Origin of the sequence: Roseomonas sp. 18066, assembly GCF_902706185.1 — a bacterium.
In the GTDB taxonomy this organism is placed as follows: Bacteria; Pseudomonadota; Alphaproteobacteria; order Acetobacterales; family Acetobacteraceae; genus Pseudoroseomonas.
This window is the reverse complement of the sequence record NZ_CACSJM010000138.1, coordinates 1-15,083: the sequence shown is the minus strand read 5'-3', so window position 1 is coordinate 15,083 and position 15,083 is coordinate 1. Positions and strand designations below refer to the sequence as shown.

General features: G+C 73.3%; 12 protein-coding genes and 1 pseudogene. 8 read left to right on the top strand and 5 right to left on the bottom strand.

From position 1 onward, the window contains the following. Positions 1 to 81 precede the first annotated feature (81 nt). The 4 genes from GVN67_RS22870 to mutL all read left to right on the top strand — a co-directional run bounded on the left by GVN67_RS22870 (position 82) and on the right by mutL (position 6,460). Complete coding sequence (locus GVN67_RS22870) at positions 82 to 1,509, top strand: pitrilysin family protein (protein WP_159999646.1); 1,428 nt, start codon at positions 82 to 84, stop codon at positions 1,507 to 1,509. Beyond that, positions 1,506 to 2,786 carry a pitrilysin family protein gene (locus tag GVN67_RS22865; RefSeq protein ID WP_159999645.1) on the top strand — a complete coding sequence of 427 codons (1,281 nt, stop codon included), beginning with the start codon at positions 1,506 to 1,508 and terminating at the stop codon, positions 2,784 to 2,786. The genes GVN67_RS22870 and GVN67_RS22865 overlap by 4 nt, the downstream gene beginning before the upstream one ends. Before the next feature lie 103 nt (positions 2,787 to 2,889). Beyond that, entirely contained in the window at positions 2,890 to 4,554 is a 1,665-nt protein-coding gene (gene pgi, locus GVN67_RS22860; RefSeq protein WP_159999644.1) for a glucose-6-phosphate isomerase, read from the top strand. Positions 4,555 to 4,609: 55 nt separating this feature from the next. After that, on the top strand, positions 4,610 to 6,460 hold the full coding sequence (gene mutL, locus GVN67_RS22855) for a DNA mismatch repair endonuclease MutL (protein ID WP_159999643.1): 1,851 nt from the start codon (positions 4,610 to 4,612) through the stop codon (positions 6,458 to 6,460). Between the two features lie 113 nt (positions 6,461 to 6,573). Here mutL and pheT read toward each other — a convergent pair whose 3' ends face one another. The 4 genes from pheT to rpmI form a co-directional block, all read right to left on the bottom strand. Then, positions 6,574 to 9,069 (bottom strand): phenylalanine--tRNA ligase subunit beta, encoded by a 2,496-nt coding sequence (gene pheT, locus GVN67_RS22850; protein ID WP_159999642.1) that lies wholly within the window; start codon positions 9,067 to 9,069, stop codon positions 6,574 to 6,576. Positions 9,070 to 9,075: 6 nt separating this feature from the next. Next, positions 9,076 to 10,158, bottom strand: a complete 1,083-nt coding sequence (pheS, locus tag GVN67_RS22845) for a phenylalanine--tRNA ligase subunit alpha (RefSeq protein ID WP_159999641.1) — start codon at positions 10,156 to 10,158, stop codon at positions 9,076 to 9,078. 131 nt (positions 10,159 to 10,289) lie between these two features. Then, the gene (rplT, locus tag GVN67_RS22840; protein WP_159999640.1) at positions 10,290 to 10,661 is read right to left on the bottom strand and encodes a 50S ribosomal protein L20; all 372 of its coding nucleotides are present in this window, start codon (positions 10,659 to 10,661) and stop codon (positions 10,290 to 10,292) included. 13 nt (positions 10,662 to 10,674) lie between these two features. Continuing rightward, positions 10,675 to 10,881 (bottom strand): 50S ribosomal protein L35, encoded by a 207-nt coding sequence (rpmI, locus tag GVN67_RS22835; protein WP_159999639.1) that lies wholly within the window; start codon positions 10,879 to 10,881, stop codon positions 10,675 to 10,677. Between the two features lie 207 nt (positions 10,882 to 11,088). Here rpmI and GVN67_RS22830 point away from each other — a divergent pair, with 207 nt between their 5' ends. Next, positions 11,089 to 11,730 carry a PadR family transcriptional regulator gene (locus tag GVN67_RS22830; protein WP_159999638.1) on the top strand — a complete coding sequence of 214 codons (642 nt, stop codon included), beginning with the start codon at positions 11,089 to 11,091 and terminating at the stop codon, positions 11,728 to 11,730. On the opposite strand, the gene GVN67_RS22825 is transcribed toward GVN67_RS22830, so the two are convergent. Then, on the bottom strand, positions 11,727 to 12,332 hold the full coding sequence (locus tag GVN67_RS22825) for a 3'-5' exoribonuclease (protein WP_159999637.1): 606 nt from the start codon (positions 12,330 to 12,332) through the stop codon (positions 11,727 to 11,729). The two genes, GVN67_RS22830 and GVN67_RS22825, sit on opposite strands and share 4 nt — an antisense overlap. A 123-nt stretch (positions 12,333 to 12,455) precedes the next feature. On the opposite strand from GVN67_RS22825, the gene dapF reads away from it, so the two are divergent. The 3 genes and pseudogenes from dapF to GVN67_RS22810 all read left to right on the top strand — a co-directional run. Beyond that, positions 12,456 to 13,283, top strand: coding sequence for a diaminopimelate epimerase (gene dapF, locus GVN67_RS22820; RefSeq protein WP_159999636.1), 828 nt, complete (start codon positions 12,456 to 12,458; stop codon positions 13,281 to 13,283). Beyond that, on the top strand, positions 13,280 to 14,536 hold the full coding sequence (mtaB, locus tag GVN67_RS22815; RefSeq protein ID WP_159999635.1) for a tRNA (N(6)-L-threonylcarbamoyladenosine(37)-C(2))-methylthiotransferase MtaB: 1,257 nt from the start codon (positions 13,280 to 13,282) through the stop codon (positions 14,534 to 14,536). The genes dapF and mtaB overlap by 4 nt, the downstream gene beginning before the upstream one ends. A 2-nt stretch (positions 14,537 to 14,538) precedes the next feature. Next, positions 14,539 to 15,083, top strand: a pseudogene (locus GVN67_RS22810) (hypothetical protein); the annotation flags it as partial.

Here is a 15,083-nt window from a genome sequence, read left to right as displayed (position 1 = left end):
CGCCACCCCCTTCCCCCGGCCCTTCCAACCCATGACGGGGGGGCTGGCGCGGACGCGGCCGCCGCCCCATGTGAGGCGGACATGTCGCCCCTTTCCCGCCGCGCCGCGCTCGGCGCCGCCGCCGCCCTTCCCGCCCTCGCGCTGCTGCCGACCGGCTCGGCGGCCGAGCCGGTGGCTGCCCCCGCGGCGCCGCCCGCCGGCACGCCCCCGGCCCTGGCCGAGCGGCCGCTGTTCGGCGCCAGCCTCTGGACCCTGCCGAACGGGCTGACGGTGGTGCATGCCGAGAACCGGCGGGCGCCGGTGGTGGCGCATTACGTCTTCTACTCGACCGGCGCCGGCGAGGATCCGGCCGGCAAGTCCGGCCTGGCGCATTTCCTCGAGCATATGATGTTCAAGGGCAGCCCGAAGGTGGCGTCGGGGGCCTTCTCCCGGCTGGTGGCGCGGGAGGGCGGGCAGGACAATGCCTTCACCTCGCGCGACGTCACCGCCTATCACCAGCATGTCGAGGCCAGCCGCCTGGCGCTCGTCGCAGGGATGGAGGCCGACCGCATGGGCGCCGCCCTGTTCCCGGCCGACGAGATCGAGGCCGAGCGCCAGGTGGTGCAGGAGGAGCGCCGCCAGCGCACCGAGAGCACGCCGCGCGGCCGCTTCCGCGAGCAATGGGACGCGGCCTTCTGGGGCCGCCAGCATTGGCGCGGCCGGCCGCTGATCGGCTGGCCGGAGGATATCGCCGCGCTGACCCGCGACGACATGCTGGAATTCTTCCGCGCCTACTACACGCCGGCCAATGCGACGCTGGTGGTGACCGGCGCGATCGACCGCGACGCGCTGGCGAAGCTGGCCGAGCAGGATTACGGCGGCATCCAGGGCCGTCCCGCCCCCTATGACAAGGCGATCCGCGCCCGGGCGCCTGCGCCCTCCCAGCCGCAGGACGACCGGCTGGTGGTGCGCGATCCGACCGTGCGCGAGGCCGTCTTCCTGCGCGGCTGGGTCGCCCCCTTCCTGCCCGGCGGCGGCGACCAGGCGCGGCATGCCTATCCGCTGGAGGTGCTGGCGCATCTGCTCGGCAGCGGCCAGGGCTCGCGGCTGCACAAGGCGCTGGTCACCACCGGCCTCGCCGTCTCGGCCGGCTGCTCCTATGACGGCGACTCGGTCGGCTGCGGCAGCTTCGAGATTTTCGTCACCCCGCGCCGCGAGACCTCCACCGCCGCCATCGAGGCCGCCATCGCCGCCGAGATCGCGACGCTGCTGGCCGATGGCGTGACCGAGGCGGAGGCCGTCCGCGCCATCCGCCAGCTGACCGCCGGCACGCTGCTGGCGCTGGACAGCCTGGGCGCCGCGCCGCGCATCCTGGGCGGCGCCCTGGCCGTCGGCCTGCCGCTGGATGCGGTCGAGCACTGGCCGGCCCGCATCCGCGCCGTCACCCGGCCGCAGCTCGAGGCCGCCGCCCGCCTGGTCTTCAGCAAGCCCGCCATGTCCGGCTGGCTGCTGCCGGAGGGCGCGGCATGAGCGGGTCCGCGACCGTGCCGGCGCCTACTGGCTTCTCCCTGCCGATCCAGGTGGTCGAGGGCAGCGGCTTCACCGCCTGGCTGGCCGAGGATCATTCGGTGCCCGTGGTCAGCCTTTCCTGGTCCTGGCCGGGTGGCGCGGCGCTGGACCCCGAGGGGCAGGAAGGCGTCGCCGCGCTGGCCGCCGCGCTGATGACCGAGGGCGCCGGCGAGCTCGACGCGCTGGAGTTTGCCGATGCCGCCCGCGACGAGGGCATCGGGCTCGATTTCGGCGTCGACCGCGACGGCTTCGCCGGCAGCCTGCGGGCGCTGACGCCCGCCCTGCCGCAGGCGGTGCGGCTGGCCCGCCTCGCCATGACCGCGCCGCGCTTCGAGGAGGCCGATGTGGCGCGGCTGCGCGCCCGCGCCATCGCCCGCGCCCGGCAGTCGCTGGAAGGCCCGCCGGGCCGCGCATCCCGCGCCTTCTGGGCCGCCGCCTTTCCGACGCATCCCGCCGGCCGCCCGTCCTCGGGCACCGAGGAGAGCCTCGCCCGCATCACCGTCGAGCAGATGCGCGCAGCGCTGGCCCGCCAGCTGCATCGCGGCCCCGGCCTGCTGATCGCGGCCTCCGGCGCCATCTCGGCCGCCGAGCTGGCGGCGCTCTTGCCAAAACTGTTCGACGGGCTGGCCGAGGGCGCGGCGCCGGCCGCCCCGCCGCTGCCGGCGATGACCGGCTTCGGCACCGCGGTGGTGCCGGTGGCGGCCTCGCAATCGACCATCATCTTCGGCCAGCCCGGGCTGCCGATCCGCGATCCCAGCTGGGAGACGGCGCAGGTGGTGCTGCGCATCCTCTCCGGCGGCGGCTTCACCGCGCGGCTGACCAAGAGCCTGCGCGAGGCGCGCGGCCTGACCTATGGCATCGGCGCCGGGCTGGACGGCATCTTCGGCGACAGCGTGTTGATCGGCCATTTCGCCACCGCCAATGCCCGCGTCGGCGAGGCGCTGACCCTGCTGCGCAGCGAATGGCGCCGCATGGCCGAGGCAGGCCCGACCGCCGAGGAGATGGAGGAGGCGGTCGCCTATCTGACCGGCAGCCAGCCGCTGCAATTCACCGACAGCCGGCGCATCGCCGCCACGCTGCTGGCGATGCGGCGCAACGACCGGCCGCTGGACTGGCTGGAGAAGCGCCCCGCGCGCCTGGCCGCCATCACCCGCGAGGCGGCGGCGAAACTCGCCGGGCAGTTGCTCGTTCCGGATCAGCTTTCCGTCACGGTCGCCGGCCAGCCCGAGGGGATCTGACCCCCCGGGCGCGCCCCCGGCCGGCCGCGCGGGGGTGGAGATTTGACAGGCCCTGGCGAGGCTCTAGCCTGCCAGCCGGATCGACCGGGGGATGAGACCAGTTATGACGCTGACCGTGCGCGAGGCTGCCTGGGACCGGATCGCAGAGCTGGCGGGCCGCCCGGGCGCCGGCGCGATCCGCGCCCTGTTCGACGCCGATCCGCAGCGTTTCGACAGCTTCCACCGCCAGGCGGTGGGCATCCTGCTCGACTTCTCCAAGACCTCGGTCGATGCGGCGGCCCTGCAAGGGCTGCTGGACCTGGCGCAGGCCTGCGGCGTGCTGCCGCGGCGCGACGCCATGGCCGCCGGCGAGGAGATCAACACCACCGAGAAGCGCGCCGTGCTGCACATGGCGCTGCGCGCGCCGCGCGGCGCCGGCTATCGCGCCCGCCTGCCCAGCGGCGAGACCGAGGACGCCTCCGCCTCGGTCGACGAGACGCTGGCGGCGATGAAGCGCTTCACCCGCGCCATCCATCGCGGCGAGATCCGCGGCGCCACCGGCGAGACCTTCACCGACGTCATCAATATCGGCATCGGCGGCTCCGACCTCGGGCCCTACATGATCGGCCGCGCGCTGTGGAACGCCCGCTCGCCGATGCGGCCGCTGTACCTGGCCAATGCCGATGCGCATAACTGGGAGGCGATCCGGCCGCGGCTGAACCCGCACCGCACCCTGGTGCTGATCGCGTCCAAGACCTTTACCACCGCCGAGACCATGGCCAATGCCCGCATCGTGCGCGGCTGGCTGGAGCAGAACCTCGGCGAGGTCGGCGCCCGCCGCCACCTCGTCGCGCTGTCGACCAACCAGGAGGCGACGGCGGCCTTCGGCGTGGCGCCGGACCGGGTCTTCGGCTTCCATGACTGGGTCGGCGGCCGGTTTTCCCTGTGGTCGGCGATCGGCCTTTCCATCGCGCTGTCCTGCGGCTGGACCGCCTTCTCGCAGCTGCTGGCCGGCGCCCGCGCCATGGACGAGCATTTCCTGACGGCGCCGCCGGAGCAGAACCTGCCGCTGCTGCTGGCGCTGCTGACCATCTGGCATGTCAACGGCCTCGGCCTGCGCAGCCAGGCGATCCTGCCCTATGACCACCGCCTGTCGCGCTTCCCGGCCCATCTGCAGCAGCTGGAGATGGAAAGCCTGGGCAAGAGCGTGACCTTGGACGGCGAGCCGGTCGGCCGCGAGACCGGCCCGGTGATCTTCGGCGAGCCCGGCACCAACGCGCAGCATTCCTTCATGCAGCTGCTGCACCAGGGCACCACCCCGGTGCCGGCGGATTTCGTGCTGGTGGCCAACCCCGACCACCCCTTCGCCGAGAACCACCGGCTGCTGCTGTCCAACGGCCTGGCCCAGGCGGAGGCGCTGCTGCGCGGCCGCACGCCCGCCGAGGTCGAGGCCGAGATGGCGGCCGCCGGCACGGGCGCGGAGGAGATCGGCCGCCTGCTGCCGCACCGGCTGTTCCCCGGCGACCGGCCGAGCACCACCCTGCTGCTCGACAAGCTGGACCCGCATTCGCTGGGCGCGCTGGTCGCGCTCTACGAGCACAAGGTCTTCTGCCTGGGCGCGCTGTGGGACATCGACGCCTTCGACCAATGGGGCGTCGAGCTGGGCAAGAAGCTGGCCACCTCGATCCTGCCGGAGCTGGCGCCGGAGGCCAGCCCCGGCCGCCACGACCCCTCCACCGCCGGGCTGATCGCCCGCATCCGCGAGCTGCAGGCCGCCGCCGAGGAATAGCCGCCCGGCGCCGGCCGCCCTGTTTCAGACCGGGCGCCGGCGCTAGATTGGGGTGATGGACCGCATCCGCCTGCTCTCCGCCACCACCGCCGACCGCATCGCGGCCGGCGAGGTGGTGGAACGCCCCGCCGCCGCCGTGAAGGAGCTGGTGGAGAACGCGCTGGATGCCGGGGCGCAGCGCATCGCCGTCAGCCTGGAAGGCGGCGGCATTTCCCGCATCCTGGTGATCGATGACGGCCATGGCATGGGCCCGGCCGACCTGGCGCTCTGCGTCGAGCGCCACGCCACCTCCAAGCTGCCGGAGGAGGCGGCGCTGTTCCGCATCGCGACGCTGGGCTTCCGCGGCGAGGCGCTGCCCTCGATCGGCGCCGTGGCGCGGCTGTCCATCACCAGCCGCACGCCCGAGGGCGAGGCCTGGCGCATCGAGGTGGAAGGCGGGGTGAAGCATCCGCCGCGCCCGGCCTCCGGCGCGCCGGGCACGCGGATCGAACTGCGCGACCTGTTCTTCGCCACCCCCGCCCGGCGCAAGTTCCTGAAGTCGCCGGCCACCGAATCCGGCCATGCGCTGGAGGCGGTGAAGCGCCTGGCCCTGGCCTGGCCGGAGGTCGCCTTCCAGATGGAGGTCGAGGGGCGGATCGCGCTGAACCTCGCCCCTTCCGACCGGGAAGGCCGGCTGGCGGCGCTGCTGGGGCCGGATTTCGCCGGGGCGGCGGTGGCCATTTCCGGCGAATGGCCGGATCTGCGGCTGGAAGGGCTGGCGGCGCTGCCGACCCTGACGCGGGCCACGGCGGCCGAGCAGCATCTGGTGGTCAATCGCCGCCCCGTGCGCGACCCGCTGCTGCGCGCCGCCCTTCGGGTCGCCTATCGCGACCTGATCGCGCCCATGCGCCATCCCGTGGCCGCCCTGTTCCTCGAGCTGCCGCCCGAGCTGGTCGACGTCAATGTCCACCCGATGAAGACCGAGCTGCGCTTCCGCGACGCGGCCCAGGTGCGCGGCGCGCTGATTTCCGCGCTGCGCCGGGGCCTGGCGGTCGGCGCCGGCGAAAGCGCTGCTGACGACGCCGCGCCGGCGCCGGCCGCCCCGGGAATGCGCGACTGGCAGGTGCCGGGCTGGCGGCCGCCGACCAACGGCTTCGCCCCCGGCCAGCGCTTCGCCAATCCGGGCTTTTACGACAGCCGGCCGTCAGGCTTCGCCGAGACGCTGACGCCGCCGCCCGGTCCCGGCCCGCACCAGCCCAGCCTGCATCTGCCGCGCGCCCCGGGCCCTGCCGCCGGGCCGGAGCATCCGCTGCTGGCGCCGGCACCGCTGGACGAGATCGCGGAGGGCCCGCTCGGCCGGCCGCTGGCCCAGCTGATGGAGACCTATATCCTGGCCGAGGCGCCGGATGGCGGGCTGATCCTGGTCGACCAGCATGCCGCCCATGAGCGCCTGACCCACGAGGCCTTCAAGGCGCAGCTGGTCGATGGCGGGGTGCGCAGCCAGCCGCTGCTGCTGCCGGCGGTGGTCGAGCTGCCGGCGCTGCAGGCCGCCCGTCTGCTGGAGCAGGCCGAGACCCTGGCGAGCCTTGGCCTCGAGATCGAGGATTTCGGCGGCGGCGCCCTGCTGGTGCGCGCCCTGCCCGCCCTGCTGGGCAATCCCGACCCGGCGCCGCTGCTGCGGGATCTCGCCGCCGAGCTCGCCGAATGGGAGGAGACCACGGCGCTGGAACGCCGCCTGGACGCGGCGGTGGCGCGGCTGGCCTGCCATGGCTCGATCCGCGCCGGCCGCCGGCTGGGCCCGGCCGAGATGGCCGCCCTGCTGCGCCAGATGGAGGCGACGCCGCGCGCCAATACCTGCAGCCATGGCCGGCCGACCTGGCTGCGCTTCGGAAAATCCGAGTTCGAGAAGCTGTTCGGGCGGAAATGAGCGTGATCGCCTGAGGCGGCATCGCCGAAAGGCGTGAATCACGCGCGCCACAACGACAAAGGGCCGGGAGGCGTCAGCCCCCCGGCCCTTCTCGTTTCAGCACGCCGCGCAGCTTACCCGCGCAGCACCGCCCCCGTCGCCTTGGTCACCGCCGCCACGATCTTGGCGCCGACCGCCTCGATCTCGGCATCGGTCAGGCTCTTCTCGCGCGGCTGCAGGGTGACCTGCAGGGCGAGCGAGACCTTGCCCTCGGGCAGCTTGTCGCCGGCATAGCGGTCGAACAGCGCGACCTCGGTGATCAGCGCCCGCTCGGCGCCGCGGGCGGCGCGCAGCAGGGTCTCGGCCGGGACCGCGGCATCCACCAGGAAGGCGAAGTCGCGCTGCAGCGGCTGGAAGGCGGGCAGCTCCGGCACCGCCTTCTTGCGCTTCTTCGGCTCGGCGACGGCGTCGAGGAAGACCTCGCAGGCGACGGCCGGGCCGGCGAGGCCGAGCTCCTCGCGCAGCTTCGGATGGATCTCGCCGAAGATGGCCAGCACCGTCTTCGGCCCCTGGCGCAGCACGCCGGAGCGGCCGGGGTGGTAGTAGCCCGGCGCGTCGGTGGTGATGCTGATCGCCGCCGCCGGCACGCCGAGGGCCGCCAGCACCGCCAGCGCGTCGCCCTTGGCATCCATCGCGTCGACGCCGCGCGCGGCCTCGGCCCAATGGCGCGGGGTCTCGCCGGTGCGGAGGCCCACGACGACGCTCAGCTGCCCGTCGGGGGTGATGTCGCGATAGGCGGCGCCCAGCTCGGCGAGGCCGAGGTCGGGATAGCCGCGCGCCGCGTTGCGCGATGCCGCCTGCAGCAGGCTGGCCAGCGGGGTGGGGCGCATCTGGTCCAGATCGGCGGCGATCGGGTTCTCCAGGCGCAGCGCGGCGGGCGGCGTCCAATCGGCGGCCGACCCCAGCGGGGCGAACTTCGCCGCCACCTTGCTGTCGAGGAAGCCGAAGGAGACGCAGTCCAGCATGCCGCGCGCCGCCAGCACGCGGCGGGCCAGCGTGGCGCGCGACTGCTTGGGCGTCAGCGAGGCTGCAGGCACCGGGGAGGCCACCGGCAGCGAGACGGCCGGGATGCGGTCCAGACCCTGGATGCGCAGGACTTCCTCCAGCAGGTCGCATTCCGGCTCGACCAGGGCGCAGCCCTCGGCGGCCCGCGCCGCGCGGCCGGCCTCCAGCGTCGGCGCCTGGGCGAGCTTGCCGCTGCCGGCGATGTCGTTGCGCCAGCTCGGCACCGCGACGGTGACCTTCTCCGCATCCTGCAACACGGGCGCGAAGCCCAGCCGCTCGAGGATGCCGATGGCGGTGGCCTGATCCATGTCGCTGCCGCCGAGGCCGGCGATGCGCTCGAAGCGCAGGCTGGCCTGGCGCTGCCATTCGGGCTCGGCGCCGGCGCTGGAGACCTCGGAGGCCTCGCCGCCGCAGAGCGCGATGATCATCGCGGTGGCCGCTTCGAGGGCCGCGGGCAGCAGCGCCGGGTCGATGCCGCGCTCGAAGCGGGCGCGGGCATCGGAGCGCAGCTCATGCCGCCGGCCGGACAGCGCGATGCGCACCGGGTCGAACAGCGCGCATTCGATGAAGACTTCCTTGGTCCCCGCGTCGGAGCCGGAATGCTCGCCGCCCATGATGCCGGCGAGGCTTTCCACCGCCTCGGCATCGGCGATGACCAGGTCCTCAGGCGTGACGGTCACTTCCTTGCCGTTCAGCGCCAGGAAGCTTTCGCCCTCGCGGCCACGGCGGAGGAACAGCTCCTCGCCCTTCACCTTGGCCACGTCGAAGACATGCAGCGGACGGCCGAGGTCGTAGGTGAAGAAATTGGTGACATCGACCAGGGCGTTGATCGGCCGCAGCCCGATCGAGACCAGCCGGTCCTGCAGCCATTTCGGCGAGGGCCCGTTGGTGACGCCCCGCACGGCGCGGCCGACCACCCAGGGGCAGCTCTCCGCGTCCTCCAGCACCCAGCGCAGCGGCGACGGATAGACGGCGGCCACCGGCGCCGGGGCGAAGGGCTTCAGCGTGCCCAGGCCCGCCGCGGCCAGGTCGCGGGCGATGCCGCGGATCGACAGGGCATCGCCGCGGTTCGGCGTCACCGAGATCTCGACGATGGGATCGTCGAGCCCGGCCCAGCGGGCATAGGCCTCGCCCACCGGCGCGTCGTCGGGCAGGTCGATGATGCCGTCATGATCCTCGCCGAGGCCGAGCTCGCGGGCGGAGCACATCATGCCCTCGCTCTTCACGCCGCGGATCTCGCCCACCTTCAGCACCATGCCGTTGGCGGGGACCACCGCGCCGGGCAGGCCGAGCACGGCCTTCATGCCGGTGCGCGCATTCGGCGCGCCGCAGACCACCGAGCGGATGACGCCGTCGCCGACATCGACCTGGCAGGCGCGCAGCCGGTCGGCATTCGGGTGCTGCACCGCCGCGATGACATGGGCGATGCGGAAGGGGGCCAGCGCCGCGCCACGATCCTCGACGCCCTCGACCTCGAGGCCGATGGTGTTGAGCGCGCCGGTGATCTGCTCGAGCGTCGCCTCGGTCTCGAGGTGCTGCTTCAGCCAGCTGACAGAGAACTTCATGACGGCTCAGACCCCTTCGGCCAGGGTGGCGGGGGACAGCACCGGCGCGCCGTAATGGCGCAGCCAGCGGATGTCGCTGTCATAGAAGGGGCGCAGGTCGGGGATGCCGTGCTTCAGCATGGTGATGCGCTCGATCCCCATGCCGAAGGCGAAGCCCTGCCACTCGCGCGGGTCGATGCCGCAATTGGCCAGCACCTTGGGGTGCACCATGCCGCTGCCCAGGATCTCCAGCCAGTCGCCGCCGCGGCCCAATTCGCCGGTCTTGCGGTTCCAGCCGATATCGACCTCCATCGAGGGCTCGGTGAAGGGGAAGTAGCTGGCGCGGAAGCGGACCGGCAGGTCGCTGATGCCGAAGAAGGCGCGCAGGAAGTCGATCAGGCAGCCCTTCAGATGGCCCAGATGGATGCCACGGTCGATGACCAGCCCCTCGACCTGGTGGAACATCGGGCTGTGCGTCGCGTCATGGTCGGCGCGGTAGGTGCGGCCGGGCACGATGACGCGGATCGGCGGCTCCTGGTTCAGCATGGTGCGGATCTGCACCGGCGAGGTGTGGGTGCGCAGCACCGGCCGCCGCCCATCCGCCCCGGCGGGCACGTAGAAGGTGTCGTGGTCCTGCCGGGCGGGGTGATGGTCGGGGATGTTCAGCGCGCCGAAGTTGAACCAGTCGCCCTCGATATCCGGGCCTTCCGCGACGCCGAAGCCCATGGCGCCGAAGAGGGCGGTCAGCTCCTCCATGGTGCGGGCGATCGGGTGGATGGCGCCGGCTTCGGGGCCGGCCGGCGGGAAGGGGCGCGGCGGCAGGCTGACATCGAGCCGCTCGGCCAGCAGCCGGGCGTCCAGCGCCGCGGCGTCGAGCGCGACCCGGCGCGTCTCGATGGCGGTCTCGATCGCCAGCTTCAGGCGGTTGACGGCGGCGCCACGCTCTTTCCGCTGCTCGGCGGGGACGGCGCCCAGCCCCTTCAGCAGCGCGGTCAGCTGGCCGCTCTTGCCCAGCATCCCCACCCGCACGGCATCCAGCGCGCGGGGGTCGGCGCAGGCCGCCAGCGCGGCCTCGGTTTCCGCCTGCAGGGTGGCAAGGTCATCGGTCATCGGTTCGGTCCCGTGCGATGTCGCCGCCCCAGCGGGCGGGCCTTACGAAAAAAGCCGCCGGACGCCAGGGGGACCCCTGGCGGCGGCGGCTCCGTTCTCGGCATCCCCGCAAGGCTGCGGGGAGCGGGAGATTACGCCTCGGCCGAAGCCGGAAGCGCCGCCTTGGCCTTCTCGACCAAAGCGCCAAACGCGGCAGCGTCATCGAAGGCGATCGCGGCCAGGACCTTGCGGTCGAGGTCGATCTGCGCGGCCTTCAGGCCGGCGATGAACTTCGAATAGGTCAGGCCATGCTCGCGGACGGCAGCGTTGATGCGCTGGATCCACAGGCCGCGGAACTCGCGCTTCTTAACGCGACGGTCGCGATAGGCATACTGGAGGGCCTTCTCGACGCGCTCGAGCGCGGGACGATAGGCCTTGGAAGAACGACCGACATAGCCCTTGGCGAGCTTGAGGATCTTCTTGTGACGGGCGTGGGCGGTTACGCCGCGCTTAACACGAGCCATACTGCGCTACTCCTTACCGATCCAGCCCATAGGGCAGCCACTGCATGACGGTCACGCCGTCCTGGTGGCGCAGAACCTGCGAACCGCGGTTCTGGCGCTTGGCCTTCTGGCTGCGGGCGGAAAGGCAGTGACGCTTCTTGCCCGGACCGGCGAGCACCTTGCCCGTCGCCGTGATCTTGAAGCGCTTCTTCGCGCTCGACTTCGTCTTCATCTTGGGCATTTCGATCTCCTGGTCATCGGGTCCCCCATCCTGCGATGGGGACGAAACCGCGGCCGGGCATGCCCTACAGGCCCGGACGCGCGGGAAGAGGCGGGGGTATAGCCAGACTCCCCCCCCGTCACAAGAGGAATGCGGCCGCGGGGCTGCCCTGCGCCGGCTATCGAGATATATCTTGAATCGAGTTATATCTCGATCTATATCGGCTGCATGCAACACGGCATCGAGGGCGCGTCCGGCGCCCAAGGCCGGGAGGGCCCGCATCGCGGGCGCCGCCACGGCCACCACCATTCCCATCATCATCACGAGCATCACGGCCACCGGCATGGCTGCCGCCACCACCATGACGAGGCGCGCGAGCATCGCCGCGGCGGCCGGCATGGCGGGCGCGGCGGGCGGATCTTCGACCATGGCGAGCTGCGGCTGCTGGCGCTGGCCATGCTGGCCGAGGCGCCGCGCCACGGCTACGAGCTGATCAAGGCGATCGAGGAGCGCATGGGCGGCAGCTACAGCCCCAGCCCCGGCGTCATCTATCCGCTGCTGTCCTGGCTGGAGGATATGGGCTTCGCCACCGTCGAGGCCGAGGCCGGCCCGCGCAAGCGCTACGCCCTGACCCCCGAGGGCGAGGCCTTCCTGGCCGGCAACCGGGTGGCGGCCGAGGCGCTGTTCGCCCGCATCGGCGGCGCCACCCCGCGCGGCCGCGAGGGCGTGCCCGACCCGGTGATCCGCGCCATGGAGAATCTGAAGCTGGCGCTGCGCCTCAAGCTCCGCTCAGGCCCGGTCGAGGCCGACGTGGCGGAGAAAATCGCCGCCGCGCTGGATGCCGCCGCCCAGGCCATCGAGAAGGCCTAAGGCGAAGGCGCCCCCGCCGGGGCCAGCGCCGGCCGGCGGGCCAGCAGCCGCTGCAGCAGCGCCGCATAGCCCAGCGCGTCGTCCAGCGCGCAATGGGTATGGGCATGCCCGCCGAACCAGTCTTCCGGATAGGGTTTCTTCATGGCCTGGTCGATTTCCAGGCCGAGAACCCCGCTGGCCAGCGTCGGAATGTCGAGCGCGGCATCCAGAAAAATACGCTCGCCGTCATAGGGGCCCTTCATCAGCCGGTGGCCGGTGAAGCGGCGCAGGTACCAGTCGATCCAGAAGCCGTCGAAGGCCACCGGATGGCCGGCGAAGACCGGCATCTCCGGCAGGCCGCGCAGCCAGTCGACGAAGCGCGCCATGGCCTCGGCCGCCGGCAGCGGGTCGCTTGTCGCCGCCGCCCAGGCCTCCGGCTCGGTCGCCCACCAGGCCATGGTGCGCGGCTCGGCCGCCGCCCCCGGCAGGGGCAGCAGGTTGACGGCGAAGCGGGCCAGCGGCGCGCCCTGCGCCCGGCAGGCCACCGCGCCGAAGCTCAGCAGCGAATGGCTGCCCGGGTTGGGCCCGTCGGTCTCGATATCGACCACCACATACAGGGTCATCCGCCTCTCCGCCGGCTGGGGAGGCGCAGTCTGCGAAGAAATCGGCGCCAGGGCAAAGCGGGGCTGCCCTGCGGGCCCGGCACCCCCCTTCATTTGCGGCGGGTAACGGGGCATATCCCTGGCATGGTCCCCTTCCGGAAGATGCACGGGCTGGGCAACGACTTCGTCGTGGTCGATGCCCGCCCCGCCCCGCTGCCGCTGAACCCCGCCCGCATCGCCTGGCTGGCGGACCGTCGATTCGGCATCGGCTGCGACCAGTTCATCACGCTGGAGACGCCGCAGGCCGGGGCCGATGTCTTCATGCGCATCCACAATCCGGACGGGTCCGAGGCCGGCGCCTGCGGCAACGCCACCCGCTGCATCGCCAGCCTGGTGATGGAGGAGACCGGGCGCGACCGCGTCGTGGTCCGCACCATCAGCGGCGACCTGCCCAGCGAGCGGCTCGCCGACGGCACCGTGCGCGTCGACATGGGCGTGCCGCGGCTGGGCTGGCAGGAGGTGCCGCTGGCCGAGGCGCTGGACACCACCGAGCTGCCGCTGGGCGCCGGGCCCTTCTCGACGCCGGCGGCCTGCTCGATGGGCAATCCGCATGCGACCTTCTTCGTCGACGACCTCGACACGGCGCCCTGGCAGCAATTCGGCCGCGAGCTGGAGCACCATCCGCTGTTCCCGCAGCGTGCCAATATCGGCTTCGCCCAGATCCTGGCCCCCGACCACATCCGCCTGGCGGTGTGGGAGCGCGGCGCCGGGCCGACCCTGGCCTGCGGCTCCGGCGCCTGCGCCACGCTGGTCAACGCGCATCGCCGGGGCCTGTCCGGCCGCCGCGCCCGCATCGACCTGCCCGGCGGCACGCTGCAGATGGAATGGCGGCTCGACGGCCATGTGCTGATGGCCGGCCCCGTCGCCACCGCCTTCACCGGCGAGCTCGACCCGGAAGCCGGGCCGGAATGACCGGGGGCGAAAGCCTGCAGGTCCTGACCTTCGGCTGCCGGCTGAACGCCTATGAGAGCGCCGCCATGCGCGACCTGGCCGAGAAGGCCGGGCAGCGGAGGGCGATCCTGGTCAATACCTGCGCGGTGACCGCGGAAGCCGAGCAGCAGGCGCGGAAAGCCATCCGCCGCGCCGCGCGGGAGCATCCGGGCCGGCCGATCCTGGTCACCGGCTGCGCCGCGCAGATCTCTCCCAGTTCCTGGGCGTCCTTGCCGGGCGTCACCCGGGTCATCGGCAATGCGGACAAGCTGAAGCCGGAGGCCTGGGCGCCGGACGCGCCGGCCGCCCCCGTCACCGACATCATGGCGGCGACCGAGACGGCGGCCCACCTGGTCACCGACTTCGCCGGCCGGGCGCGGGCCTTCGTCCAGGTGCAGCAGGGCTGCGATCATCGCTGCACCTTCTGCGTCATCCCCTATGGCCGCGGCCCGTCGCGCTCCGTCCCGATCGGCGCCGTGGTGCAGCAGGTGCGCGCGTTGGTCGAGGCCGGCTACCGCGAGGTGGTGCTGACCGGGGTCGATATCACCAGCTACGGCCCCGACCTGCCGGGCCAGCCCAGCCTGGGGCAGATGGTGCGCCGCCTGCTGGCGCTGGTGCCCGAGCTGCCGCGGCTGCGGCTGTCCTCGATCGACCCGGCCGCCATCGACGACGACCTGTGGCGCCTGCTGGAGGCCGAGCCGCGGCTGATGCCGCACCTTCACTTGTCGCTGCAGCATGGCGCCGACCTGATGCTGAAGCGGATGAAGCGCCGGCATGGCCGCGCCCAGGCGCTGGACTGCGCCCGCCGCGCCCGCGCGCTGCGCCCCGGCATCGCGCTCGGCGCCGACCTGATCGCCGGCTTCCCCACCGAGACCGAGGCGCATTTCTCCGAGATGCTCGACCTGGTCGCGGAGGCGGAGCTCAGCTTCCTGCACGTCTTCCCCTATTCCGAGCGCCCGGGCACCCCCGCCGCGCGCATGCCGCCGGTGCCGGTGCCGCTGCGGCGGGAGCGCGCGGCCCGGCTGCGCGCCGCCGGCGCCGCCGCCGCGCAACGCTTCTACGACGCCCGGCTGGGCCAGGAGGAAACCGTGCTGATGGAACGCGGCCATCGCGGCCATACCGAGCATTTCTGTCCGGTCCGCCTGCCCGAATCCCTTGACTACGAGGTCGGCGCCCTGGCGCGGCTGCGGGTGACCGCGGCCGATGCCCAGGGCCTGACGGTGGAGGCCCGCTGACCATGGCGCTGCGCAATCTCTGGGCCCGGCTGACCGGGCGCGACAAGGACAAGGCTGCCGAGGCCGAGCTCGACGACGCCGTCGGCAGCATCCCGCCCGAGGCGCCCGCGGCGCCGGCCGACGACCACCCCGACACGGCGGTGCCCGAGCAGCACGCGCTGCACCCCGAGCCGGAGCGCCCGGCGCCGGAGGAGGAGCCGGCGCCGCCGCCGGCGCTGCTCAACCCCGCCGCCATGGCCCCGGCGCCGGAGGAGACCCGCAGCCCGCCGCCCGCGCCGGTGCCCGAGCCCGAGCCGGCGATCGCCCCGCTGCTGACCGTGGCGCCGCCCGAGACCCGCTCCGACACGCCGGAGCCGACGCGGGAGACGCCGCCCGGCCCCGGCGACCTGCCCGTGGTGCCGCCCGAGACCCCGGCCCGCCCGGTGGAGACCCCGCAGCCGGTGATCCCGGAGGCGCCCCCCGTCGCGCCGCCCATCGAGATCCCCCCCGCCGAGGTGCCGCCCGAGCAGCCGGCGCCGCCGCCCGCGCCCTCGCCGGTGCCGCCGGC